Here is a 25,764-nt window from a genome sequence, read left to right as displayed (position 1 = left end):
TCAAGAGCAAGATCAAGATACAGACCAATTTTAACATGACAGATGAAAGCAAGATACCAGTATCGTTTTTACCCAACAGACCAACAGCAGCAGAGCTTGGCTCGGTTGTTCGGCTGCGTTCGTGTTGTGTACAACGATGCTCTTGCAATCTGTAAACAATCTGAAAAGAAACCTAAATCTGCTGAACTTCAAAAGATTGTTATCACTCAGGCAAAAAAGACCGAGCAAAGAGCTTGGCTAGGTGAGGTATCAAATATACCTCTGCAACAGTCTGTAGCTGACTTAGAGATAGCTTTCAAGAACTTTTTTGATTCTTGCAAAGGAAAAAGGAAAGGTCGCAAAGTTGGCTATCCCAAATTCAAAAAGCGCACATCCAGTCAAGCGGCAAGACTTACTCGTGGTGGGTTTTCTTTGAAAGGGGAAGGTGTTTATCTAGCCAAGATTGGGATTGTTAAACCAGTTTGGTCTAGAGATCTGCCGTCAGAACCTAGCTCAGTCACGATAATTAAAGACTGCGCTAACCGTTACTTTCTGAGCTTTGTGGTAGAAGTAGAACCGGTTCAAGCTGATACCAAAAACCAAAGCATCGGCATAGACCTAGGGATTAAAACTTTTGCTGTGATCAGTAACGGTGAAAGGGCTGTGAGTCCCAGCTGCAAGGCGCTAGACTTTAGAGTGCGTAAGCTTCAGCGCCAGTTACCCCGTCAGCAAAAAGATTCAAGCAGGAGGCATAAAACTAGGATTCGGATAGCCAAGATTCACAACAAAATTGCAGATACCCGCAAAGACTTTTTGCACAAATTGTCAACCAAAATCGTTAGTGAAAACCAAACTATCGTTTTGGAAGATTTGAATGTGTCAGGGATGGTTAAAAATCGTAAACTTTCTAGGGTAATTAGTCAGCAAGGCTGGAGAGATTTCCGGATTTTGGTTGAAGCAAAGTCTGAAAAATATGGGCGCAAGTTCGTAGTCATCAGCAGATGGGAGCCAACTAACCAAGTCTGCTCTGATTGTGGCTACAAATGGGGCAAGATTGATTTGTCAATACGCTCGGTACTTTGCCGGAATTGCGGTACAGAACACGACAGGGATGAGAACGCATCAAAAAATATAGAAATGGTCGGCATGGGGCATCGGCACGACCTTAAATGTACGTTGAGGAACTGTAAGACTACTTCGGTAGCACGATCCAATGAAGCGTAAAGAATCACCGTGGACTTCGGCGTGAGCGCGGTTCCTGAGCCTGCCGAAGGGCAGTCGAACGCTCAGTGTTCCACCTGCCGAAGGGCAGTCGAACGCTTCAGCCCGGTGAGTATGTCAAACTAATTCCTCTTTAAAGTGAGAAGGGATCAGCATTCGTTAAATTCCTCAAATGTTTGAGGAATTTAACTGAATTTGCTTGGCAGCATCTCTAAGGATATGTAGAAAGGACAATAACTCGTGACTTATCGGATTTTGAGTTTGGATGGCGGTGGGATTCGGGGTGTGATTGCGGCACGAATTCTCATAGAAATCGAACGGCAGATCGATCAGCCTTTAAATGAGTATTTTGACTTGATTGCGGGAACCTCTACGGGGGCAATTTTAGCCGGGGCGATCGCTATTGGGCGCAAAAGTCAGGACATTCTCAATCTCTACCGGACAAAAGGGCAACGCATCTTTCCCTACAACAGTCGTCTGAATCTGCAGCGGTTAGGGTTGGTGAAGCAATACGGATTGTCAGCTCCCAAGTACTCCGATCAAGGATTGATCGCCGTTCTCAAAGAAGAATTGGGCCACAGACCCTTAGCCGATATCGGGCAATCACCCCGTTTGTTAATTACGTCCTATGACACAATCAAGCGCGAACCGCTGATTTTTAAAAGCTGGCAACAATATAAAGATACCGTGAAGACTCCGTTGTGGGAGGCTTGTACCGCTTCAGCCTCAGCTCCTAGCTATTTTCCTGCCCATCTTTTGCAAACAGAGGAGAGACGCTACTCACTCATTGATGGCGGTGTAGGAGCAAATAATCCTTCTGCCTGTGCCGTTGCAGAAGCCCTGCGGCTCGATTATCCCATTAAAGAGATCAGTATGCTCTCCATTGGAACGGGCAGTTCTAGTCGTTCTCTTCCCTGGGAAAAAGTACGGGGGTGGGGAATTTTGCAATGGGCATGGAATGGGCGCATCGTTGAAGTTTCCTTTGATGCTCCCTCTGATATCCACAACTACATTACCCGCGAAGTGATGAGTGATCCAGATGCAGACGGGGAAGAATGCTCCCGTTACCTGCGTATGCAACCAGAAATCACCAACGATAAAATGGATGACGCTAGCCCTGAAAACATTGCCAATTTAGAGCAGATTGCTGAAGATTACCTGGCTCGCAATCAACACTTGGTTAAGCAGTTTCTTGAGAAGAGTTGTTGAAGCAACTGAAGGCGAGATCAGATCTTTGACTTATTGAAGAAGTCGGAGATCTGAGCCACTCTAGCCGTTGTAATCTGTGATATATGACTCCCAAAGCACGTAAACAATTTGGTCAACACTGGCTGCGGAGTGAGAAGGCTCTAAATCAAATCATCGCCGCTGCCAAGTTGCAAGAAGGCGATCGCATTTTAGAAATCGGCCCCGGTACAGGCATTCTCACACGCCAGTTATTACCCCTGGTTCAGTCAGTGGTAGCGGTAGAAATTGACCGTGACTTGTGCGAACTCTTAGCCAAAAAGCTCGGTCAGCGTGAGAACTTCTTGCTTTTACAAGGCGACTTCCTGGAAATGGACTTGAATGCCCAGCTTGCCCACTTTCCCACCTTCCAAAAACCGAACAAAGTTGTCGCCAATATTCCCTATAACATCACAGGCCCAATTTTAGAGAAACTGCTGGGAACGATTAGCCAACCGAACCCGAAACCTTTTGACTCTATCGTGCTGCTTGTCCAAAAAGAAGTGGCAGAACGCTTGTATGCTCAATCCGGTTCTAAGGCATTTGGGGCATTATCTGTGCGGGTGCAATATCTGGCAGAGGTAGAGTTTATTTGCAACGTCCCAGCAAAAGCCTTTTCTCCACCCCCCAAAGTTGATTCTATGGTTGTGCGGCTGCGTCCGCGAGACACTGACCCCCCTGCCCATGATATTAAATACCTAGAAACCCTGATAAAACTTGGCTTTTCTAGCAAGCGCAAAATGTTGCGGAATAATTTGAGATCTGTAATCGATCGCGATCGCCTCACCGATTTGCTGGAAGAATTAGAAGTAAACCCCCAAGTCCGCGCCGAAGACCTAAGCGTTGCCAAGTGGGTAGAGTTGAGTAATTTGCTAAGGAATGATGCACGCCGTTAACGAGCATTTCCCTTCATACTTCATCCTTCACCCTTCATCCTTCATCCTGCCAACATGCGCTCTTACTCCCTGATTGCCCCAGCCAAAATTAATTTGTATCTAGAAATCATTGGCGATCGCCCAGATGGTTATCACGAACTTGTGATGATTCTCCAAAGCATCAACTTAGCTGATCATATTGAGTTGCGCTCAATTAGTACCGACACCATCCGCGTCCATTGCAATCATCCTCAAGTCCCCTTAGATCAAAGCAATCTCGCCTATCGTGCCGCTGAATTAATTACCTTAGAATATCCCAACGCTTTTGCTCAGTATGGCGGCGTCGAAATCACCATCAACAAAAAAATCCCTGTCGCGGCGGGGCTAGCCGGGGGGTCTTCTAATGCAGCGGCTGTCTTAGTCGGGCTAAATATGCTCTGGCAACTCGGACTTACTCAGCCAGAATTACAGGATTTAGCCGCCCAACTTGGTTCCGATGTTCCCTTTTGCATTTCAGGGGGGGCAGCTATTGCTACAGGTAGAGGAGAACAACTGTCTTACCTCCCCACGATGGATTCTCTTTATGTAGTGTTAGGAAAATATCGTAGCATTGCTGTTTCCACTGCCTGGGCTTACCAAACCTATCGTTCTGAGTTTGGTAGCGAGTATGTCTACGATGCTAAAACTCTGGAATCCCGCGCCTCTAAGGTGCATTCGAGTCCCTTAGTGAACGCAATCTTTCACAAAGATAGTCAGCAAATCGGGCAGTTACTCCGCAACGATTTAGAGCGGGTAGTATTACCAGTCGAGCCAAAGGTGGCGCAGTTACGCGAGGTATTCGCGAGTACTGATGTTTTAGGTACGATGATGTCAGGATCAGGGCCAACTATTTTTGCCCTCACTGAATCTGAAGCCCAAGCGCATCAAGTCCAGCAAGCTGTAAGAGCAGCCATTCCCGATCCCGATTTAGAGTTGTGGGCGGCTAAATTTTCCAATCACGGCGTTCAGCTCAACTCTAAAACTAAGCACCTATAAGCGTTGATGCCTCCAAGTCCTCAATTAAGGATGGCTATAGTGACTAATGACTAATTCCAACGAAAAAACTTCCCCAACGGAAACTTCCCCCTCCCTACCGAGTCCTCTGCAATGTCTAACAGCAGCACTAATTTCTGCGGCATTTGCGATCGGTGGCTACTATCTCACCTCGGCTATTTTTCAAAGCTTTGCAGCTAAACCGATTACTTCAACTAATCCAACGGCGATCAATATTGCAGCGGCGGTGCGGACTCTGGTTGTTGGCGTCAGTAGCCTAGCTACCTTTGTTTTTGGGTTTGTCGCTCTAGGTTTAGTGGCGTTAGCGATTCAAGTAACCATTCAACAATTGAGAAATCGTAACAACTCACCCTCTGATACTTAGTAAGAAGCAAACATTGAGCTAAACCTTGCTCGAGTTTCACTACCTCCGCTTCCCTGGTTGATTTACCAGATTGTTGATAAATCAAGGACAAAACCCGGTAGAAGTGGGTCGCCACTGAGGGTAGAGGGATTATCTAGACACTCGACCTTTTGTTGAGGACGATAGATGTAAACTTCGCGATTTTTGCGGTCAATTAGCCAACCAAGCGATGCGCCATTATCGATGTATTCTTGGAGTTTATCTTTGAGGGGTTGGAGGCGATCGCTGGGAGAACGTAACTCCACGACGAAATCAGGACAAATGGGAGCAAATTTCGCTCGTTGTTCTGGGGGAATATTCTCCCATCGCTTTAGTTTAATCCAGGCAGCATCCGAGGATTTAGTTGCACCATTGGGGAGAGTAAATCCAGCAGAGGAGTCGAAACCGATTCCTGTCCCATCTTGTCGCGTCCAAATTCCCAGTTGCACGATTAAATCAAAGTTACGGTTTCCGGTTTCTGACCCTGTGGGGGGCATAATAATTAATTCTCCCTTGGCGGTGCGCTCGATGCGTAAGTTTCGGTTGAGTTGACAAAATTCAAAGAATTGGTCATCTGTCATCTCAATGGCTGGAGACATTTTTAGCACTAAAGGGGTAATTTCACTCGGTGCAGTCGCTTGTGTCATTGTCTTTCACCTTGGGAGTTAAGTTCGTGGGTTGCGTCCCTACAAAAGACTAGTTTTTTCGTCAGACCAAACTTTACATTCTTTCCCTAACTTTTCATGGTTTCTATAAACAACTGACAGCGAAACAATGTTAGTGATATAGCAGGGCAGTAGTCGCTCTTTGTTAGTGCCTTAGGGGTAAAGCGGTGAACTAAGTGGGTGGAATAGATTGGTAGTTCAAGGTCAACTGTTACTGCCAGTTATTTTGCCAGGGTTTCCTGGCTGAAGTGTAGCGAGCGACCGCCTCCATCTATCTGCATGACTACGATTTTTCATTATTTACTCCTCCCAAATCATGAACCGCGAACGTAAAAAACTTGGCTTGGCTGATACTGAGAGCGTTGAACTGATCGAGCAACTTTTAGCGATTGGTACTGCCCTTTCTAGTAGTAGCGATTTGGAGGAATTGCTTTGCCTAATTTTATCCAAAAGTCGGGAAATTACTAATAGCGATGCGGGAAGCGTTTATTTAGTTGATCGTAGTGAGGCGATCCCAAAGTTAGGCTTTAAAATTGCTCAGAATGATTCTTTACCTGAAGTCGGCTTTCAGAAATTTGAAGTGTCTCTGAATCCCAAAAGTCTAGCAGGGTACGTGGCGATAACTGGTGAAAGTTTAAATCTGCCGGATGCCTACAACTTGCTGCCGGGAGTACCTTATCAGTTTGATCGCCGCTTCGATCAAACTATTCCTTATCGTACTTGCTCGGTGTTGGTGTTGCCGATGCAAGACCAAGAAGGAGAAGTGATCGGGGTATTGCAGCTGATCAATCGCAAGATTAAACCGGATGTGGTGATTACTCCCGAAAATGCTTTAGCCGTGACTCAGCCTTATTCCCAATGGGAAGAGCGGATCGTGCGATCGCTTTCCTCTCAAGCGGCAATTTCCATTGAACGCAACCAACTGCAAGGTGCAATTGAAAACCTCTTTGAAGGCTTCGTCAGAGCCTCTGTTCAGATCATTGAAGTCCGCGATCCGACAACATTCGGGCATTCAGAACGAGTAGCTGACTTAACGGTGCGCCTTAGTGAAGAAGTGAGTAGTGTCAGTTCCGGAGCATTGCGGGCAATTCAATTTAGCGATCGCCAAATTCAAGAAATTCGCTACGCCGCCTTATTGCACGACTTTGGCAAAGTTTGCGTTCCCGAAGCCATTCTTAGTAAGCGTAAAAAACTCTATCCCCAACAACTAGAAGTTATCCGTCACCGTTTTGCTCTAGCACAGCGCACCTTAGAAATGGAAGCCGTGCAAGCTAAGTACCAATACTTATTGAGTACGGCTAACCATCAACACTTGGATAACGTGCTGAGTAACTGTCCTCACTGTCAGCACATGCAACAGCACGACACCCAGTTGGTACAAGCGATCGAGACACTGGATCGCTACTGGCAATTACTCCTGCAACTAAACGAACCAGAAGCCATCGAAACCAAACAATTCCAAGCCTTATCTGAAGAGGCATTGTCAGAACTAACGGCACTCTCTCAATACACCTACCGGAACATCGATGGCAAACTCAATCCGCTCATCACCCCTAGTGAGATAGCGCAATTGATGCTCCCAAAAGGGAACTTAACCCCCAAAGAGCGCTTAGGTATTGAAGCCCACGTCAAATACACCTACAACTTTCTCCAGCGGATTCCCTGGACAAAACACCTGAAAAACGTCCCCGCGATCGCGGGAGCGCATCACGAAAAACTTGATGGTAGTGGCTATCCTCAAGGCTTAAAGCAGCCGGATATCCCGGTTCAAACGCAAATTTTGACGATTGCAGATATTTATGACGCTCTCACGGCTAGCGATCGCCCCTACAAACGTCGTTTACCTGTCGATACCGTCCTGCAAATTCTCAGGGGAGAAGCTGCCAAAAACAAGATTAACACCGACTTAGTAGAGCTATTCGAGCAGCGCCAAGTCTTCACCGTTTTGGGACACGCCTTACCCATTGACAACCACTCCGCCGCCTAAACTCCTCTCTTGCTCCTTTGCGCCCTCTGCGTCAAAAATGAATCAAAGTTGTAGGAAAAATTAGCTCAACCCAGATTTGGATCAATCGCCAATTTCTATAGCGCTTCATCTGGATCAATTCCCCTAGCTCTCAATAGCTCTGCCAACCGCTCGGCACGTTGATGTTCCTGTTCGGCGCGTTGACGTTCTTGTTCGGCGCGTTGATGTTCTTGTTCGGCGCGTTGACGTTCCTGTTCGGCGCGTTGACGTTCCTGTTCGGCGCGTTCGTCGCCTGTCAGTAACAGATTGCCACTGCGATCGCACCAGCGCAGCCAGGTATAGTGCTTGCCTTCAAAGCTTCCCTCCCACAAAGTAACCCCAAGTTCGATCTGCTCCATCCAACAATCATCTAACAACCTGTAGGAGGTTCCCTGTAGCTGGTGGACTCGCAGCACGACATCGTCTAAAAACTGTAGCGGATCAAACACTATGTAGTAGGCAACTCCCGCACGAGCATAGTCTCTCAATTTGCTGCCTAGTTCGTTTCCTACGGTGTTGGAGACAATCTCAATCGCCACTTCCGGTGGCTTACCAAAGTGCCAGACAAAGTAGGAGCGATTTTGTTTTTGACTCCAATCTTCAGGAACAGAGACTTCTAGGCTGAGAAGAACATCCGGTACGAGCGGCGGTTGCTTGATGCCATAGAACAAGCCGACATTGGCTGTAGCTAAAAAGGGTACGTCCCCTGATCGGGAACTATAAAGGCAAGCCGTCAAGAGCCGCTGCTGTTTCTCTGAAATTAGGTTGTCCACAGGAGTGTCATCTTCCGTGACTAGATGACTGATATCGGGAGCAGGAACTTCCACCCACTCTTGTTCGGCTTGTGGGAAAATCTCGTTACCTGTTGTTACAGATTGTGACATGGACTGGGGTGCAATTAGAAACAGGAAAGAGTGCGTCTTCTCGTATGGTAGCTAGTTTAAATTGATTTAAATCAGCTTAAAAAGAAGGCGAGGCATTTACATCCCTTGTCATTACGGTGCCCCACACTCGGCAATTGTAGAGAGCTTGACGATAATAGGTAACAGTAAATACATCAATTGAAAAAGATTCAAGCACGGCACCGGATATATAGAAACTTATGAGTACCAACGCTACGATCGCAGATAATCCTTTACTCGTTGGTAAAGGACTACCGCCCTTTGAGGCGATCGCGCCGGAGCAGGTTGTTCCTGCCTTTGAAAAACGGCTCCCCGAACTCGACTCTGAACTGGAAAAACTAGAGTCTACCGTCACGCCAACTTGGAGCGGATTAGTAGAACCTCTCCAACAACTAGAAGAGCGCCTAACCTGGAGTTGGGGCATTGTCAGCCATTTGATGGGGGTGAAAAACAGCCCAGAATTGCGGTCAGCTCACGAAACGGTACAGCCTCAGGTTGTGAAGTTCTCCAATAAACTCAGCCAAAGCAAACCGCTCTATGAAGCGTTTAAGGCACTCCGAGACAGCGAAGAGTGGAACAGCTTAGAGTTGGCTCAAAAGCGGATTGTTGAAGCCGCGCTTCGTGATGCCGAATTGTCTGGTGTTGGCTTAGAAGGTGAAAAACGGGAACGATTCAACGCCATTCAACTAGAACTCGCTGAACTTTCCACAAAGTTTGGTAACCACATCCTCGATGCGACGAAAGCCTTTAACCTGACGCTTACCAGTAAAGACGAAGTGGACGGTTTACCCCCCAGCTTGCTGAGTCTGGCAGCTCAAGCCGCGCGGGCAGAAGGGGCAGAAAATGCCACCGCAGAAAATGGCCCTTGGCGGATCACGCTGGATTATCCTAGCTACGTTCCCTTTATGCAGCACAGTACCCGTCGCGACTTGCGCGAAAAGCTGTACAAAGCCTTCCTTAGCCGTGCTTCCAGTGGGGAATTGGATAACAAGCCGTTGATTGAGCGGATTTTGGAGCTGCGGAAGGAAAAAGCGGCACTGCTAGGGTTCAACAGTTACGCGGAGTTGAGTCTAGCGCGGAAGATGGCTCCTGATGTTGAGGCAGTGGAGGCACTTTTAGAGGAGCTGCGAAGTGCTAGCTATGAGGCGGCGGTTAAGGATTTAGAAGCCTTAAAAGCGTTTGCGGCGTCGAAGAATGCAGAAGAAGCTAGCGACTTGAAGCACTGGGATATCAGCTTCTGGGCAGAACGCCAACGGGAAGAGAAGTTTGCCTTTAATGATGAAGAGTTGCGTCCTTACTTCCCGCTTCCTCAAGTGTTGGATGGCTTGTTTGGTTTGGTGAAGCGACTCTTTGGCGTCACCGTGACGGCGGCGGATGGACAAGCCCCCGTCTGGCATCAGGATGTGCGGTACTTCCAGATTGCGGATGAAACCGGGGAAGCGATCGCCTACTTCTATTTAGACCCCTACAGCCGCCCAGCCGAAAAGCGCGGTGGTGCTTGGATGGATGACTGTGTCGGTCGTGCCAAAATGACCGTTGAGGGTAAGACCACAACGCGCCTACCTGTGGCATATCTGATCTGTAACCAAACGCCTCCCGTCGATGGTAATCCGAGTTTAATGACCTTCTCAGAAGTGGAGACGCTTTTCCACGAATTCGGTCATGGCTTGCAGCATATGCTGACGAAGGTGGATTATGTTGGCGCATCTGGCATCAACAATGTTGAATGGGATGCGGTAGAATTGCCCAGCCAATTTATGGAAAACTGGTGCTACGACCGAGCAACCCTCTTCGGCATGGCGAAGCATTACGAAACCGGGGAACCCTTGCCAGAGCATTATTACCAAAAGCTCCTCGCTGCCCGGAATTACATGAGTGGTAGCGGCATGTTGCGACAGTTGCACTTTAGCTTTGTAGACATCGAGTTGCACCACCGCTATCAACCGGGGGGCAAGGAAACGGCGGCAGATGTACGAAATCGCCTCGCCAAAACCACAACCGTGTTGCCACCTTTACCCGAAGATGCCTTTTTGTGTGCCTTTGGTCACATTTTCGCCGGAGGTTATGCGGCAGGTTACTACAGCTACAAGTGGGCTGAGGTTCTCAGTGCCGATGCGTTTGCCGCCTTTGAAGATGCAGGCTTGGAGAATGAGGAAGCGATCGCCTCTACAGGCAAGCGCTACCGGGATACAGTACTTGCCCTCGGTGGCAGTCTGCACCCGATGGAGGTATTTAAGTCCTTCCGGGGACGCGAACCCAGCACAGAACCCTTACTGCGTCATAGTGGATTAGCCGTAGCCGCGTCTTAATTCGTTAATGCTTTTAACCCCTCGCTACTGCGGGGGGATTTTTTTTATAGAACCTAGCAGCCTTCGAGACCTCACAGCAACTCTTTTCTGATTGTTTGCAGTCTAAATTCCCCAGCATTCCGCTACATAGCGGTCTAATGGTGAAATTGTGCGGCGGCAGATAACCTCGAATGCCCATCAGTAAACTCCGTTCGTCCGCACCAACGCAGTGTTAGCCTGCGTCATCTGCCAAAACTTTATTATGGATATAAACAAACTGATATGCTGCCACCTCCTCCACTGACTGATGATCATTCTGGCGTTCAAATCCAGGTGAATTTAATTTATTCCCATACACCTTTTTGAGAGTTTCTATTAATAACTCAGCATCAACAACAGAAACAATTGCATCATAAGTGTTTCGTTTAAGTGTACCTTTGGAAGGTAGTCCTACACGATAAGGTGGTTCCATACCCATTGACCAAACTGTTGGAATATAGCATTTGATAAAATCAACAGCACTATTAGGATCTTGCTCAAAGCAACTTCTCAGATAGTTATTAGTCTCTTCTTTTGAAGACCAAGACGCCCAAAAGCTAAGTAACTCACGGGTACTTTCAGGAGAGTTAAGATAAATAGCTTTTTCTTGAGCTACATCCCTAATTCTATGGATAACCACTTCTGCAAGGACACTAATATCAGATTCAGAAAATAGATCTTCGCTATCTTCCTTTTCATCATCTTTCTTACTTGCCCGTATCCATTTAAAACATTCAGGCGCAAAGCAAATGGGGTTTGCAATTTGCAGAACCTGTTTGGCAAGAATGAGCCTCTTATCTGATTCATCAATCTTTTGGATCAAGTGGCTAACCAAAATTCCCGCTCTACTAAAGGCACTCTCAAAAGAGTACAGTGTTTCAGGTTTCGGAAAATAACTTCCCATTTCTGCTAAAGCTAGAGCCAAGTTTTGAGAAGCCAAATTTGATAATTGATAAATTTTTCTGAAAATTTCAGCAAGAAATGAGTCTGTACTTGAACTTTGATAGTTTGTAATTCTTTTAATTTCATTGCTGATGCTGCTGCCATCAGCTTGCTCCAGTTGATTCAAGAAAACCAGTAAATTTTGATCTGAAATGTCATCTTCAGGAATACTATACGCAAAATATCTTTTAAAATACTTTAAAGATGCTATACGTTTTTGCTGAGTCCACTCTATTTGCCAATCTGAGCCATGATGAATATTTCCTAGTACTCCAGTAAGGTGAGGAAATAACTCTTTTAATAAATTTTTTGCATATATCTGAGCTTCTTGGCTTAAATCAGAAATACTTTGCTCAATATACTCAATTACCATATTCTTGACTTGTTCAAAATTTCCACCTTGGTCTAAAACTTGACCAAGGAAATAGCTCGGCTTATCTTTTATAGAACTGTACAATTTAGGATAAAAGACCTTAACTCCTTCAATAAGTAATAAGTCAACTATGTTTACCTCCCCCTTAAGAAGAGGAATAGAGAAAGTGATAGTATTACCATATCTCTGGGCTACTCTTGGTGTCTTCAGTTGAATTGCTAATCCTTCCGAAAAGCATTTAATAAATCTTCTAACATCCTCTTCGGTCAACTCTAAACTGATATTTTTTAGAGCTTCATCAACACACTCAAAACAAAATTTCTGCAAAGAACCATAGCTTACCTGTGGCAGAGTCAACGGTACTTGAATAATTTTTTCTAGAAAGCTACGTCCTGCTTCTAAATCTCCAGAACCGTATTTCTCGGAAATTGCTGATGCAACTTTCTCTTCGTCAAAAGCCAAAAGGTAAGTAGTATTCTTAAAGCCAGCAGAAAGCTTCACAAGCTTAAAGATACTTTGTATTTCAGATTTGTCTAGTCTATCAATATCGTCTATGAATATTACAAGTCGTTTATTTTCTTCTTCAAGTATCTTCTCAATACGCTTTTTATTTTCTTCTAGCTTGACTTGAGAAAAAAGATTGCCTAACTTTTCAAAAATTTGACCAGAGCCTCGAACAGCCCCAGTGGGATCAGCCAAAGATAAAGGTGCAAGAATCTCCCCAGATTTTGCAAGCCATCCTCCAATATCTTCCGCTCTCGTCGTCAACTTTCGCTTTAAAGCATCTGCTAATGTCTGGAAAAAACTTAAAAGTAGCTTTTCTTCATCTCTAAAGAACCAAGGATTAAAACGAACACAAACAATATTTGAATCCTTTTCAAGAATCTTTTCTATGAAGTTAAAAACAGTTGTCTTGCCTTCACCCCAAGCACCATAAATACCAATCACAATGCTGCTTGAATCATGCCTTGATGATATGACTTCAGCGATCCGCTGAGAAAACGGGAATCGATTAAACTTGTCCAGGTAGGGATCTAATACTGGATTATCTGGAAACATCATCACTCTTGTAATTCACCAAGAATAATTCTAGCTCTCGAAAATTGCTCTAGAGGCTGACTAGCACTTTGGGACTGTTCCTCACTAGTAACCTAAGCCATCCAACTATGTATTCAATGTCAGAAGTGAGGGATAACACCCTAGTTCTAAGGAATGAAACAGAAACTTTGCTGCATAGGTGTGACGGGAGTCCTCTCGTGGAAGAAAGATAGACATCCCACCATCTTTCATGCAACGGCTCTACTATCTTTGAAATACAACTTGGTATTAGGAGGCTGCCGACTCATGAGCGATCGCATTCTGAAAGTTGTCACCTACGCCGATGAGCTAGACGCCATTCAAAGGGTGCGGAAGACGGTGTTCCAACAAGAGCAAGGAGTCGATCCCGCCCTAGAATTTGACGGTCAAGATGAGGCAGCTCAACACATTGTTTTGTATTTAGACGGGCAGCCTGTGGGCACCGCACGCCTGCGGTATATTAGCGATCGCCTCGTCAAAATTGAGCGAGTTGCGGTAGTAGCCGACTACCGAGGACGCGGTTTAGGTAGACAAATCATGGAAACAGCCCTCTGTGTTTTGCGATCGCAGCCAGTGTCAGTGGTGAAAATCCACGCTCAACTTACGGTGCAACCATTCTACGAAAAACTAGGGTTTGTCCCCCAAGGGGAAGTGTTTGAAGAAGCAGGTATCCCCCACATCGAAATGCGTAAATCCTTAGCCAAGGCTCCTTAAACAGCTTTTTTTATATCGATTGCGACCGGGTAGGCAGCATTCTTGTCCACCGTGATCACTCGTGGAGCTTGAGTGTGCTGAGCCTTGAGAATATTGCAAAAAACTGTGCCTATCCTTGCCCTCCCGCTCCGCACTCATCATAAAATCCCAGGAGTAGGCTTTCCCACTTACCATTGACCTGTTGTTGCGACACAACCGTTTAGACTATTAAGAACCTTTAGACGAATAGGATGCGCCATGCCGACCTATCGCTCCAAAACCTCCACCCAGGGACGCAATATGGCCGGGGCCCGCGCTCTCTGGCGAGCCACCGGAATGCACACCGAGGATTTCGAGAAGCCAATCATTGCCGTCGCCAACTCCTTTACCCAATTCGTACCCGGACACGTTCACCTAAAGGATCTGGGACAACTGGTGTGCCGTGAAATTGAAGCCGCCGGGGGTGTCGCCAAGGAATTCAACACCATTGCCGTGGATGATGGCATCGCCATGGGTCATGACGGGATGCTCTACAGCCTGCCCTCGCGCGAGATCATCGCCGATTCAGTCGAGTACATGGTCAACGCCCATTGTGCCGACGCCCTAGTCTGCATTTCCAACTGTGACAAAATCACCCCCGGTATGTTGATGGCAGCCCTGCGTCTCAACATTCCTGCCGTATTTGTTTCCGGTGGCCCGATGGAAGCGGGCAAGACGAAGCTCTCGGAACACAAACTGGATCTAGTGGATGCCATGGTGGCTGCCGCGAACGACCGTATCAGCGATGAGCTAGTCGAAGAGTATGAGCGTTCCGCCTGCCCAACCTGTGGCTCTTGCTCCGGTATGTTCACCGCCAACTCCATGAACTGCCTTACCGAGGCGATTGGTCTCTCCTTACCCGGCAATGGCACCACGCTAGCGACCCATTTCGACCGTAAAGATCTGTTTCTCAACGCCGCGCGAACCATTGTCAGCATTACCCGCCGCTACTACGAGCAGGACGATGAATCGGTACTGCCACGCTCTATTGCCAGTTTCAAAGCGTTCGAGAATGCCATGATGCTGGATATCGCCATGGGCGGCTCCACCAACACCATTCTGCACTTACTGGCTGCTGCTCATGAAGCCGGGGTCAATTTCACCTTGACCGACATCGATCGCCTCTCGCGTCAGGTACCACAACTCTGCAAGGTGGCACCTAACACCCCCCAGTATCATGTCGAGGATGTCCACCGGGCGGGCGGTATCCCCGCTATTCTCGGTGAGCTGGATCGTGCCGGACTGCTCCACACGGACTTGCCAACAGTCCACAGTCAGACGCTCAAAGAAGCGATCGCTCACTGGGACATCATGCGTACCGATGACGAAGCCGTCCACACCTTCTTCAAAGCTGGCCCGGCGGGGATTCCAACTCAGCAAGCGTTCAGCCAATCGACCCGCTGGCCCTCCCTCGACTTGGATCGAGAAAACGGCTGTATTCGCCGTGTCGAAAACGCCTACAGCACCGAGGGCGGACTGACTGTACTCTACGGCAACCTGGCTGAGCGCGGTTGTATTGTGAAGACGGCAGGCGTAGACGAAAGCATTCATGTGTTTGAAGGCAAGGCACGGATTTATGAAAGTCAGGATGCCGCTGTCAAAGGAATTCTCAACGATGAGGTGGAACCGGGCGATGTGGTAATTATTCGCTATGAAGGGCCGCGCGGTGGGCCGGGTATGCAGGAAATGCTCTATCCAACCAGTTACCTTAAATCCAAGGGTCTGGGCAAGGCTTGTGCATTATTAACCGATGGTCGTTTCTCCGGCGGGACTTCAGGACTCTCGATTGGTCATGCCTCCCCGGAGGCAGCGGCGGGCGGCAATATTGCGCTGGTTCAGGGCGGCGATCGCATCCTGATCGACATCCCCAATCGCCGCATCAATGTGGAGCTATCGGCGGAGGAATTAGCCAACCGTCGTGTGGCAATGGAAGCGAAGGGCAAAGATGCCTGGAAGCCTGCACAGCAGAGGCAGCGTCGGGTGAGTGCGGCGCTCAAGGCTTATGCACTGCTGGCGACTAGCGCGGATCAAGGCGCGGTACGAAACCTGGAAATGCTGGAGTAAGAGAAATACGCAGACACAACCCTACCAGAAGCCTCTTAATGGCTGCCTGCTGGGTTGGATTAACTAACAGATGGCGATATTAACCGATTGCGATCGCATAGGTGTTGTCAAATCCTGCACCTAAATCCCAGGATTCTATCCACTGCGGCAACACAGTAGAGAAAATTGACTGTACTTTTATCTACCAATATCCTGTTGAAAAAAGAGCGAGAGTATTACCCCCGCTCTGTATTTTTTCCTCTAACTTCTAACTACGCCTGATTTACCACTGAGGTTTGTACCCCCACTTGCCTGTCTACAGAAGTTGGCTGAAAGCCGTTCTCCGGTTGAGGGTGACGTGCCTCAATCAGGCTGATGGCACGGCTGACGGATTCAGGTAAGATGACCACCAAGCTGCCTTCAGAAGCTTGGTCTAAACCTGTATTAACCGCCTCAACTTCATTCAGGATCACTTCATAACGGCAATCAGGATTGACCTGCTCGATGCCCTTACTAATTAACGCGGCGGCTTCACCACTGGCACGACCGCGCAAGTCATCATCTTCTTTAATGAACAGACGGTTAAAGAACTTAGCAGAAAGTCTACCCAGTTCGATGAAGTCTTCATCTCGGCGATCGCCGGGGCCTCCCACCACACCAATTCGCTCACCGGGCCAATTGTTGACAAAACCCCCCAAAGCTTCATAGCTAGCCGCATTGTGAGCATAATCAATCAAGGCATGGTAATGACCGAGGTTAAAGAGATTCATCCGCCCTGGAGTCTGACTTGCAGATGCCCGGAAGGTGCCTAAAGCAGAGCGAATCGCCTCAATCGATACCCCTTGAGCAAAGGCGGCCAAACTCGCCGCCAGAGCATTGGCAATCTGGAAAGGAGCGCGTCCTGACATCGTCACCGGGATATTCACCGCCTGATCGATCCGTAGCGTCCAATCTCCCTTCAAAATCGATAGATAGCCGTTCTCATACACCGCCGCCAAGCCGCCTTGCTGGGTGTGCTTGCAAACTAGCTGGTTATCGGGATGCATCGAGAAATAGGCGACCTGACCTTGCACGCGATCTGCCATTGCTGCCACCAATGGGTCATCCGCATTCAGCACAGCATACCCTTTAGCACTGACCGATTCTGCCACCACACTCTTGAGGTGCGCCATTTGCTCAATCGTTTCAATGTCCCCAAGTCCTAGGTGGTCGGCTGCCACATTCAAGACCACCCCAACATCACAAGTCTCAAACGCCAAACCTGAACGAAGAATTCCACCCCGTGCGGTTTCTAGCACAGCCACTTCAACTGTGGGGTCTGTAAGAATCACCTGGGCGCTTTGAGGACCAGTAGTGTCGCCTTTTTCGATTAGATATTCACCGATATAAATACCATCAGTGGTGGTGTAGCCAACAACCTGTCCCGTCTGACGGTAAATATGGGCAATCAATCGAGTCGTGGTAGTTTTGCCGTTCGTTCCCGTAATCGCCAAAATCGGTACCCGACTAGGTTGTCCTGAGGGAAACAGCATTTCTAGGACGGGAGCGGCAACGTTTCTGGGTAAACCCTGACTGGGACAGACATGCATCCGGAAGCCAGGAGCAGCATTCACTTCCACAACAACGCCATCGACATCTCGTATGGGTTGGGTAATATCTGGTGTGACTACATCAATACCAGCAATATCTAAACCAATAATTTTGGCGACTCGTTGAGCCGTCCAAATATTTGTCGGGTGAATATCATCAGTGCGGTCTACGGCAATTCCTCCGGTGCTGAGGTTAGCCGTGGCTCGGAGGTAACATACCTCCCCGGACTCTAGAACTGTTTCCAGGGTGTAGCCTTGGCGTTCTAACAGCGATAAGCTGGTGCGGTCTACAACTATTTTGGTGAGAACGTTATCGTGTCCGTCGCCGCGATTGGGGTCGCTATTGACTTCCTCTATCAGTTCTGCCACCGTAGACTTGCCATTGCCAGCCACGTGCGCCGGAACCCGTTCTGCCACTGCCACTACTTTGCCGTTGACGACTAAAATCCGATGATCGCGACCCTGGTAGTAGCGCTCAATAATGACGGCGCGGGAAATATCTCTAGCCACGTCATAGGCTTTCTCTGCCTCTTCCCAGCTATTGATATCGATAGTGATGCCACGTCCGTGATTACCATCTAGGGGCTTGATCACGATGGGGAAGCCCCCCACGTCTTTAATGGCGATTTCCAGCTCGTCGAGATACTGAATCACGGTGCCCCGTGGCACGGGAACTCCGGCATCACGGAGGATTTGTTTAGTGCCTTCTTTGTCACAGGCAAGCTCAACGCCTAAAATTCCAGAGTAGTTACTGAGTGTGGCTTGAATCCGTTTTTGGTGGACGCCGTAGCCAAGCTGAATCATGGCACGAGCGCTCAGAGGTATCCAGGGAATGTTGCGGGCTTCTGCTTCTTTGACAAGGGTTTCTGTACTCGGGCCTAAGGCGGCATCACGAGATAGCTGTACCAGGTCTTTTAGGTCTTGCTCTAATTCGCTTTGGGGATAGCTCCCTGTATCAACAATGCTTTGGCACAGTCGTACTGCTGCTCTGGCGGCGTAACGTCCAGCTTGTTCTTCTACGTACTCAAAAACAACTTGGTAAATTCCTGGTGTCGCTGTCTCTCTAGTACGACCAAATCCTGCGCGCATCCCTGAGAGTTCTTGCAGTTCCAGAGCGACGTGTTCAATGATGTGACCCATCATTGTGCCTTTGGCAACGCGGCTGAGAAAACCACCCCGTACCCCAGGGGAACAAAAGTGTTCTTCGAGAGAGGGCAGTGCGGCAATGAGTCCATTGTAAAACCCTGGAATTTCATTAGAGGGCTTTTCTGCCAGATCCTCTAAATCAAGACGCATAACGATGAGCTTGTTGCGTCGAATGCTCCAGTAGTTGGGACCGCGTAACGTCTGGATTCTCAGAATTCTCATAGCAGATGATGAAGGATAGTGATTCACACTCTTCGAGCAAAGGCAACTGCTTTAGTAGCAATGCCATTTCTTTAACCACCCAACGGTAGCGGGAAATTAACTGACAGTATAAGGCAATGAAATTCTTCTGCATTCTGGCAAAAGTTAGGGGTTATCCCCTAAAACCTGATGAATTTTGACGCTAAAGTGAGTGCTCTTTGACGACTGCCAGTGGGGAGTGGGGAATACTTGTGTTTGGGGATAACGAAGCGCCGGAGTTAGGTTGGGTGATAGCTAGAGACGGTATATTCGACCCCGCTCTTGGTGCTTGAGAAGAGAAAAATCTTTGATTTGAAACTAGTTACTGACTTCATGGTAAGTAGTATTGGACTGAGGTTTGAATTTTAGACCTTAACCCCTGGCAGATGTTGAATTCAGCCTGAGCTAGGTCACTCCTGACCGGGTGTATTAAGTCTGAATCTAGTTTCTATCTTCAAAAAGCACACAAACTGTTCTCAGTGAACAATTTCTTGAGAGAAGTTGACAGGAACTAAACTCAGAGGAACTTCCTGATTTGGCCAAGGGCTAAACAGGCATTTTGCTCAACAAATTGTGACTTTAGCAGTTTGAGACCAGCGATCGCTTGTGCAAGTGGTAGCAATCGCCGTGGCTGAGAATATGCACTCGGAGATTGTGCAGGCTAATGGGATCTTCGGCTCCAATCTCGGAGTGGTTGGTGTATACCATTTCCCCAGGATCGACAATGGTGACATTTCCTTTACCCATCACCAGCAACAATCCGTCTCGTTCAAACAAAGCGCAGGTATCTTCATCAATGCCCATCCCCAAGCGGTCAGGATGAGCCGCCACCGCACTCATTAACCGTGCCATGCGATTGCGGTTGTGGAAGTGTTGATCGACAATCACTTCTGGAATCATGCCTAGTCCCATTGCCAGATCGACCAAAGAGCGATTGGGAGACTCGCCGCTTCCGCCACCAGCAATCATATGATGTCCCATTACCGCTGCGCCAGCACTGGTGCCAGCCAGGGTAATTTCCCCCAAATGCGCCCTTGTGCGGACTTTTTCCATCAACGGCGTATCGGCTAGTAACCCACACAACCGCAACTGATCGCCCCCGGTCATGAATACCCCAGTACACTGTTCGATGTATTCCTGGAAAGAGAAATCTTCGGCTTGGGAGCGATCGCGGATATCCAAAACTTGGATTTCTTTGGCTCCCATATCTTCAAAGATATTGCGATAGCGATCGCCAATCAACGTCGGTTCGCGAGATGCCGAAGGAATAATGGCAATACGAGCATCACCAGAACCTGCACGACAAAAAAAGGTTTGCAGGATCTCACGTCCATGAACCTTGTCTTCTGCACCGCCGATCACTAAGATGGCTGTCTTTGTGGATTGGGGCATCCTAGTTCTTGAAAATTGAGAGTCTAGCTGCAGCATAATGTCGATTTTTGCCATACGGTGAAATCAATACTTAATTTTTGCGGCTGTTGAGGATTACCACGAGACAGAAAATTTAGGTGTTCGTCCTGACGGCATGGCAACACTCCTGCATCCCTTAACGACTCAGGCTGTGGCTTTTGTCAAGCCAGTCAAGGCTTGAAGTCTGTTTAAGGACTGCTAGCTGCAAAAATCCAGCAGTCTCGGCTTCGGTAGCAATAAACCATCTGCGTCTTTTTCTTGAGAATCCGCCTGGAGAAACTTTAAGCAAAGCGCGATCGTTTAGCTTTGAAGCCGCATCATTTCTGCAATAATGCCAGATTCTGTAAACAATTGCTTCTAAAATCTTTAGGGTTCTCTAACTTTTCACACCGAAAAACTCCCTTGTTTTTAGTGTTGGTGAGTGACGGGGAGAAAGAAAAAGTCTCAAGGGTGAAGCCTGAAGCAACAGGGTTTTTCGGCAGCAGGGAGAGGATGTCAACAGCTCCTCAATCGCCGCCAAGAGAACGAAGAGTGGCTTTAGCCTCCGTTGATGTCCCGCTCAGGCGCGAGTCACTTCAGGATTCGATACTGGCAAATAGACCCTGAAATAAAATTTGGGATTGCCTCGATTGCTGCCGAAGTTGCTACCTTCAATCACAACAACCGTACTGGGAGTCTCTTGGCGGGGCTTGGCTGCTGTCAAATAAGCCTCTTGTGTCTCCAGTGCGCTGGAGAGTTTAAAATGTAGTTAGGGATCTTATTGAGCAGAGGAGCAGCTAGGTATGTTAGTTCAAGAAGCGCCAAAACTTATTGGTTTAGTTGCCAAGGAAAGCGGCGTACCGATTAAGACCATTCGCTACTACGAGGAGTTAGGTCTACTCACGGCATCAGGTAGAACCGAGGGTGGATTTAGATTGTTTGATTCTGAAGTTTTAGCTCGCCTAAGCTTTATCAAACGTGCCCAGAGCCTGGGATTGAGCCTGTTAGAAATCAAAGAATTTTTGGATGTTCACGATGAGGGTGACTTACCTTGCGAACAGATAAAAGTTAAGCTGCAAGACAAGGTGGGAGCCATTGACGAACAAATTCAACAACTCCTGATTCTGAGGCAAGAGTTATCAGGACTACTTTCAGGCTGGCAAATGACGCCTGAACAGTCTGAGTCAACGATTTGCCCGATCATTGAACAGAGTTAGAAAATTAGGAATGTCAATGACTGACTCGATATATACACTCATTTAATTAATGAGTTTATGTGCCGAATTCTCGTGGGAATTATCCTGGAAAAGAATTTAGTGTATTTTTACCAAGCCTTCGCATCAGGTAGGGACAAACTAAGTTCGGGGATATCTAATTGGAGCGATCGCCCCGATGATAGGCTGTACTGAAACCTTAACCGCCGTTGGGAAAGACTTTACTTCGCCTCAGAAACCTCGTCATGAGCGGCGGGGTAGTTCATACATAAGCGATCGCTAGCCATTTTATTGACTAGTCGGCACCTCAAATCTGTAAGTATCACCAGGATTTTAGGTACCTAACCCGATTTTCTAACCCGGCTTGAGCTACCGCCTCTATAAACTTCTCCAGTGGCGACTTCACGACTGTGTAGTCGTTGAAGTGAATGGGTATGGCTTGGCTGTGCGCGGAGCAAGGATCTCAGTGAAGTAGAACGTCCACTTTAAACTTTTACAAGTAACTTGATCCTTTATCCTTATAGTCTTTCTTTCAAGTTAGGCTGGAGTAGAGTTGTCTTACGCAGGGTGCCCTGCCTTTATTAATTTGTTGTAACTTATAGCCATGTCGATTTCTGAGATATTGGCTACATTGAAAACTATCAATCGTAAGAAAATTTGTACATGAGCGGAGGGCGTTGGTGTGTAGTTTCCGCTCACCGACGGGCACAGGGAACAGGTGCCCAAAACATTACTCGCAACTCCTTGAGGGATACTGGCTATGCAGTCGGAACAACAGCAGCGAATTATGGGCTACTTCATTGAGGAGGCAAAAGATCACCTCAATACTATCGAGCAGGGTTTGCTGAGTCTGCAAAGCACGATAGAAGATACAGAAATGCTCAATGAAGTCTTCCGTGCGGCTCATTCTGTCAAGGGTGGGGCGGCAATGTTGGGACTCGATAGCATTCAGCAAACCTCACATCGATTGGAAGACTACTTTAAGGTTTTGACTGAGTCACCAGTCAAACCCGATCATCAGCTCGAATCGCTGTTGTTGCGAGTGTTTGATACCCTTCAGTCCCTCGTCGAACACCTGCAAAGTCCTTTTGGGCTGACTAAAGAAGTCGCCAACAGCATCATGTCAGGGGTTGAGCCAGTTTTTCAAGAACTGAATACTCATATGAAAGGACTTGCAAAAGGAAAAAACGGTGCGGCGGCGGAAGCAACCCCTACAGATGCCAAAACGACTGAGAATGACGAAAAAAACCTGCATTCAACCTTTAAACGGGATGTGCTGGTGCAGCTTCGGGAGATGTTACAGCTATTCAAGCAAGCTGACTGTCTAGCTCATCGCCAGCAATTGCAAGAGCATTGCCAGCATTTAGAACGTCTAGGCGAACAATTTAACTTGCCGACTTGGTGCGAGTTAATCAACACTTCCTCTGCGGCGATCGCGACGCCTACCAATTCTTACCGCAAGTTGGCTGGGATTGTCATCAAAGACATCAAACAAGCCCAAGAACTGGTAGTGGAAAACCGTGCTGCTGAGATTACAGTCAGCGATGAACTCAAAGCCCTGGTATTAAATGGCGCTTTCTCTGTCTCCTCAGAAGCGATCGCTGTAGATTCCCAAGCCGTAGAAACTCATACATTTTCCCCCCGTAATGGGCAAAATGTTACAACTATTTACACTACAGAAACTTATATCCAAGACAGCGACGATGAATCCTTCTCAGAAGAAATCGATACCGCTGCTATTTTCTCTACTTCACCGCCACCTGCTTCTACTCAGCCAACGCGATCGCACTCCCTATCTCGCAATGCCGATCCGAGCGGGCCAGAAGTGGGGATGGCAGAACTGAACAGCTTGGCAGATCTCTTTGAAGGTGAAGCGCCTGAACTTGATCAAACCTGGCAAGAAGAGGAAATCATCAACCTGAGCGACAACCCCTTCACTATTGATACGGTTGACTTTTTAGATAGTGACGAACAAAGTGACTTCTCTGACTTACTGGGAGACTTGGACACCCCAACCCCAACCGCTCCTAGGGAATCTGCCACCGATGAACTCAGGGGTCTGTTCGGGGATGATTTTTTGGAAGAGGCACCTCAAAACTCAGAAAACAGCTTGTTTGGGGATGACTTCTTAGAAGATGCTACCCCGCTCATGAGCGAGGGAATTAATGAACCGGAAGCCGAAATGCTCCTCAGCTCTACAGATGAGTTCGCGGATCTACTTTTTGAAGATGAGATAGTAGATTTAACCGCAGCGGATGTTCCTGACTCAGAGAATCTAACTGATTTGTTTGGTGACAGCTTCTTTGAAGAGGAAGCTGATAGCGCCCAATCCACAGACGATCTACTCGACTTGTCTTTCGATGGTGACTTCAATGAGGCTGAAGACGATCTTCTCGCCGTCGAGTCATTAGAGGATGCGGCAGAAACAACCGCAACTCCTAGCCGTGAGGAAGCCTCTGATGATTGGTTGACTGATTTAGACAGTGATGGGTCGTTTGAGGTTGATTTAGCCAACTCTGACTTGGAACTGAATGAGTTAGAACAGTCAGAACCTGAATACTTAGAAGCTACTCCAGAAGGGGAGTTAGTGGCGGAGTTGGAAGACTTGCTGGATATCTCTAGCGAGGATGAGGCGGACTTGAGCTTGGGTGAGGAACTGCTCTGGGATGAGACAGCAGAAGCTTCAGAACCTGACTTATTAGAGACAACGCCGAGTGAGGACTTGCTGGATATCTCTAGCGAGGATGAGGCGGACTTGAGCTTAGGTGAGGAACTGCTCTGGGATGAGACAGCAGAAGCTTCAGAACCTGACTTATTAGAGACAACGCCGAGTGAGGACTTGCTGAATATTTCTAGCGAGGATGAGGCGGACTTGAGCTTGGGTGAGGAACTGCTATGGGATGAAACAACAGAAGCCGACTCTTCCAGTGAATCCTTTGATTGGGAGACAGATTTATCCACCTCTGGAGAAGAGGAACAAGGGGATTTATCCCTATCCTTTGATGACGATTTGTTTGCTGACTCAACAGTGGGCACTGACGAGTTTAGCTTAGATGGAGATTTAGGAGAGGTTCTGGCTACCGAGGAGGATGAGTCATCACTGTTTGAGGAAACAAGCAACGGCATCACCTCAGAATCAGAGACGGCAGATTGGGATTTGTTTGGCACCTCAGAAGAGCCAGGTTTAGAAGAGCCGGAGTTGGTTTGGGATGATAGCAATTCCCTCTTTGAGAGCGAAGAGGAGGCTGAGTTTGACTTAGACTCGACCTTAATTGGTTCCTTAAGCTTTGATGAGGAGGAGGAAACAGCCCTCTTAAGTGACTCCTTGATCTCTGATGAGGAGGAAACCGCGCTCAATGAGCCGGAAGTGACGGCAGAAGCAGAGGCAGATTTGTTTGGCTTCGACCTAGATACTAGTGACGCGAGCGCAGCAGAGGCAGATTTGTTTGGCTTCGAGCTAGATACTAGTGACGCGAGCGCAGAATTTGCCCAAAACGGCAGCACCGGGCTGTCGTCCGATGCCATTCCTGAGGCAGACTTTAATGCGATTGACGAACTTTTCGCTAACGACGATACAGAAGCCAGTGAGCAATTGTTTGAGCCGGATAGCAGCTTGGACTTTGACGAGTTCTCCTTACCATCTGTTAGCGATGATGCCGATGAGCTAGCGCAAGATGACTTCGACTTTTCAGCGTCCTTCGGAGATAGCGAAGACGAGGCAGATTTATCCCTTGACTTTGGCAGTGACGAGGTAGATGACCTTTCAGAGTTGATGTCCCTCACGGATGACGAAACTGCTCTAGAACTGCCGTCAGACGAACTCTCTGCCCCGGAACTTGAGACAACGGAAGACTTAGATGCCCTGTGGTCAAGCGACCTAAGCGACACTCGTGTCTTAGACTGGGATGAGGCTGTAGAAGCGCAAGAAGAGGCATTGGATGAAGAGTGGGGCTTCGATCAAAACGCAGAGGTTGCAGCACTACAGTACTTAGAAACCACGGCGACGCCAGAGGAAACAGCGGCAGACTTCGATAGTCTCAACGAAGTGCTGTTAGAGGATGAGATAGAGAGCCAAGGAGATGACGATTCTATTTCCTTAGAAGGCTTAAACCTAGAAGAAGACGCACCCGACGACGAGTTAGAACCGCCTGCCTTTGGGGAGACTAGCGACTCAGCCAACGACTGGGAGTCTCTCAACGACTTTTTGGAAGTCGAAAACGAAGACTCTGCCTTTGACGAGGAATTCTCTCTCGATATCCCAGAAGCGGAACTAGCTTCCTTAGAGGGCTTAGACCTAGAAGAAGACGCACCCGACGACGAGTTAGAATCGGCTGCCTTTGGGGAGACTAGCGACTCAGCCAACGACTGGGAGTCTCTCAACGACTT

Annotated in this window: 17 protein-coding genes; 11 read left to right on the top strand and 6 right to left on the bottom strand. The window is 47.8% G+C overall.

Annotation, left to right across the window (positions count from 1 at the left end):
- Positions 1–42: 42 nt before the first annotated feature.
- From AC5JR3_RS11810 to AC5JR3_RS11790, 5 genes are all read left to right on the top strand, one after another.
- A complete protein-coding gene (locus AC5JR3_RS11810) occupies positions 43–1,203 on the top strand; it encodes an RNA-guided endonuclease InsQ/TnpB family protein (protein WP_495846157.1) in 1,161 nt (386 codons plus the stop codon).
- Between the two features lie 237 nt (positions 1,204–1,440).
- Positions 1,441–2,409, top strand: coding sequence for a CBASS cGAMP-activated phospholipase (locus AC5JR3_RS11805; RefSeq protein WP_495846155.1), 969 nt, complete (start codon positions 1,441–1,443; stop codon positions 2,407–2,409).
- 83 nt (positions 2,410–2,492) lie between these two features.
- Positions 2,493–3,320 (top strand): 16S rRNA (adenine(1518)-N(6)/adenine(1519)-N(6))-dimethyltransferase RsmA, encoded by an 828-nt coding sequence (gene rsmA, locus AC5JR3_RS11800; protein ID WP_495846153.1) that lies wholly within the window; start codon positions 2,493–2,495, stop codon positions 3,318–3,320.
- A 54-nt stretch (positions 3,321–3,374) separates the two neighbouring features.
- A complete protein-coding gene (ispE, locus tag AC5JR3_RS11795; protein ID WP_495846151.1) occupies positions 3,375–4,334 on the top strand; it encodes a 4-(cytidine 5'-diphospho)-2-C-methyl-D-erythritol kinase in 960 nt (319 codons plus the stop codon).
- 46 nt (positions 4,335–4,380) lie between these two features.
- Positions 4,381–4,716, top strand: a complete 336-nt coding sequence (locus AC5JR3_RS11790) for a DUF3082 domain-containing protein (RefSeq protein ID WP_495846149.1) — start codon at positions 4,381–4,383, stop codon at positions 4,714–4,716.
- Positions 4,717–4,778: 62 nt separating this feature from the next.
- On the opposite strand, the gene AC5JR3_RS11785 is transcribed toward AC5JR3_RS11790, so the two are convergent.
- Positions 4,779–5,381, bottom strand: a complete 603-nt coding sequence (locus tag AC5JR3_RS11785; RefSeq protein WP_495846147.1) for a Uma2 family endonuclease — start codon at positions 5,379–5,381, stop codon at positions 4,779–4,781.
- Between the two features lie 334 nt (positions 5,382–5,715).
- On the opposite strand from AC5JR3_RS11785, the gene AC5JR3_RS11780 reads away from it, so the two are divergent.
- Positions 5,716–7,386, top strand: coding sequence for an HD domain-containing phosphohydrolase (locus AC5JR3_RS11780; protein ID WP_495846145.1), 1,671 nt, complete (start codon positions 5,716–5,718; stop codon positions 7,384–7,386).
- 95 nt (positions 7,387–7,481) lie between these two features.
- On the opposite strand, the gene AC5JR3_RS11775 is transcribed toward AC5JR3_RS11780, so the two are convergent.
- Positions 7,482–8,288 carry a Uma2 family endonuclease gene (locus AC5JR3_RS11775; RefSeq protein ID WP_495846143.1) on the bottom strand — a complete coding sequence of 269 codons (807 nt, stop codon included), beginning with the start codon at positions 8,286–8,288 and terminating at the stop codon, positions 7,482–7,484.
- A 218-nt stretch (positions 8,289–8,506) separates the two neighbouring features.
- On the opposite strand from AC5JR3_RS11775, the gene AC5JR3_RS11770 reads away from it, so the two are divergent.
- Positions 8,507–10,615, top strand: coding sequence for a M3 family metallopeptidase (locus AC5JR3_RS11770; RefSeq protein WP_495846141.1), 2,109 nt, complete (start codon positions 8,507–8,509; stop codon positions 10,613–10,615).
- A gap of 211 nt (positions 10,616–10,826) precedes the next feature.
- On the opposite strand, the gene AC5JR3_RS11765 is transcribed toward AC5JR3_RS11770, so the two are convergent.
- A complete protein-coding gene (locus AC5JR3_RS11765; RefSeq protein WP_495846139.1) occupies positions 10,827–13,010 on the bottom strand; it encodes a KAP family P-loop NTPase fold protein in 2,184 nt (727 codons plus the stop codon).
- 150 nt (positions 13,011–13,160) lie between these two features.
- On the opposite strand from AC5JR3_RS11765, the gene AC5JR3_RS11760 reads away from it, so the two are divergent.
- Both AC5JR3_RS11760 and ilvD read left to right on the top strand, forming a co-directional pair.
- Positions 13,161–13,739, top strand: a complete 579-nt coding sequence (locus AC5JR3_RS11760) for a GNAT family N-acetyltransferase (RefSeq protein ID WP_495846137.1) — start codon at positions 13,161–13,163, stop codon at positions 13,737–13,739.
- Positions 13,740–13,976: 237 nt separating this feature from the next.
- Positions 13,977–15,821: a dihydroxy-acid dehydratase gene (gene ilvD / locus AC5JR3_RS11755; RefSeq protein WP_495846135.1), complete on the top strand. Its 1,845-nt coding sequence runs from the start codon at positions 13,977–13,979 to the stop codon at positions 15,819–15,821.
- Positions 15,822–16,072: 251 nt separating this feature from the next.
- Here ilvD and cphA read toward each other — a convergent pair whose 3' ends face one another.
- From cphA to AC5JR3_RS11740, 3 genes are all read right to left on the bottom strand, one after another.
- Complete coding sequence (cphA, locus tag AC5JR3_RS11750) at positions 16,073–18,757, bottom strand: cyanophycin synthetase (RefSeq protein ID WP_495846133.1); 2,685 nt, start codon at positions 18,755–18,757, stop codon at positions 16,073–16,075.
- 597 nt (positions 18,758–19,354) lie between these two features.
- A complete protein-coding gene (locus tag AC5JR3_RS11745) occupies positions 19,355–20,203 on the bottom strand; it encodes a cyanophycinase (RefSeq protein WP_495846539.1) in 849 nt (282 codons plus the stop codon).
- Between the two features lie 541 nt (positions 20,204–20,744).
- Positions 20,745–20,888 carry a hypothetical protein gene (locus AC5JR3_RS11740; RefSeq protein ID WP_495846131.1) on the bottom strand — a complete coding sequence of 48 codons (144 nt, stop codon included), beginning with the start codon at positions 20,886–20,888 and terminating at the stop codon, positions 20,745–20,747.
- A gap of 79 nt (positions 20,889–20,967) precedes the next feature.
- Between AC5JR3_RS11740 and AC5JR3_RS11735 the strand changes: the two genes are divergently transcribed.
- Both AC5JR3_RS11735 and AC5JR3_RS11730 read left to right on the top strand, forming a co-directional pair.
- Positions 20,968–21,381 carry a heavy metal-responsive transcriptional regulator gene (locus tag AC5JR3_RS11735; RefSeq protein WP_495846129.1) on the top strand — a complete coding sequence of 138 codons (414 nt, stop codon included), beginning with the start codon at positions 20,968–20,970 and terminating at the stop codon, positions 21,379–21,381.
- A gap of 757 nt (positions 21,382–22,138) precedes the next feature.
- On the top strand, positions 22,139–25,764 hold a 3,626-nt coding region (locus AC5JR3_RS11730; protein ID WP_495846127.1), incomplete at its 3' end, for an Hpt domain-containing protein.

It is taken from the genome of Kastovskya adunca (assembly GCF_059505785.1).
The sequence above is the reverse complement of the archived record's forward strand: the minus strand, read 5'-3'. Positions and strand labels throughout refer to the sequence as shown.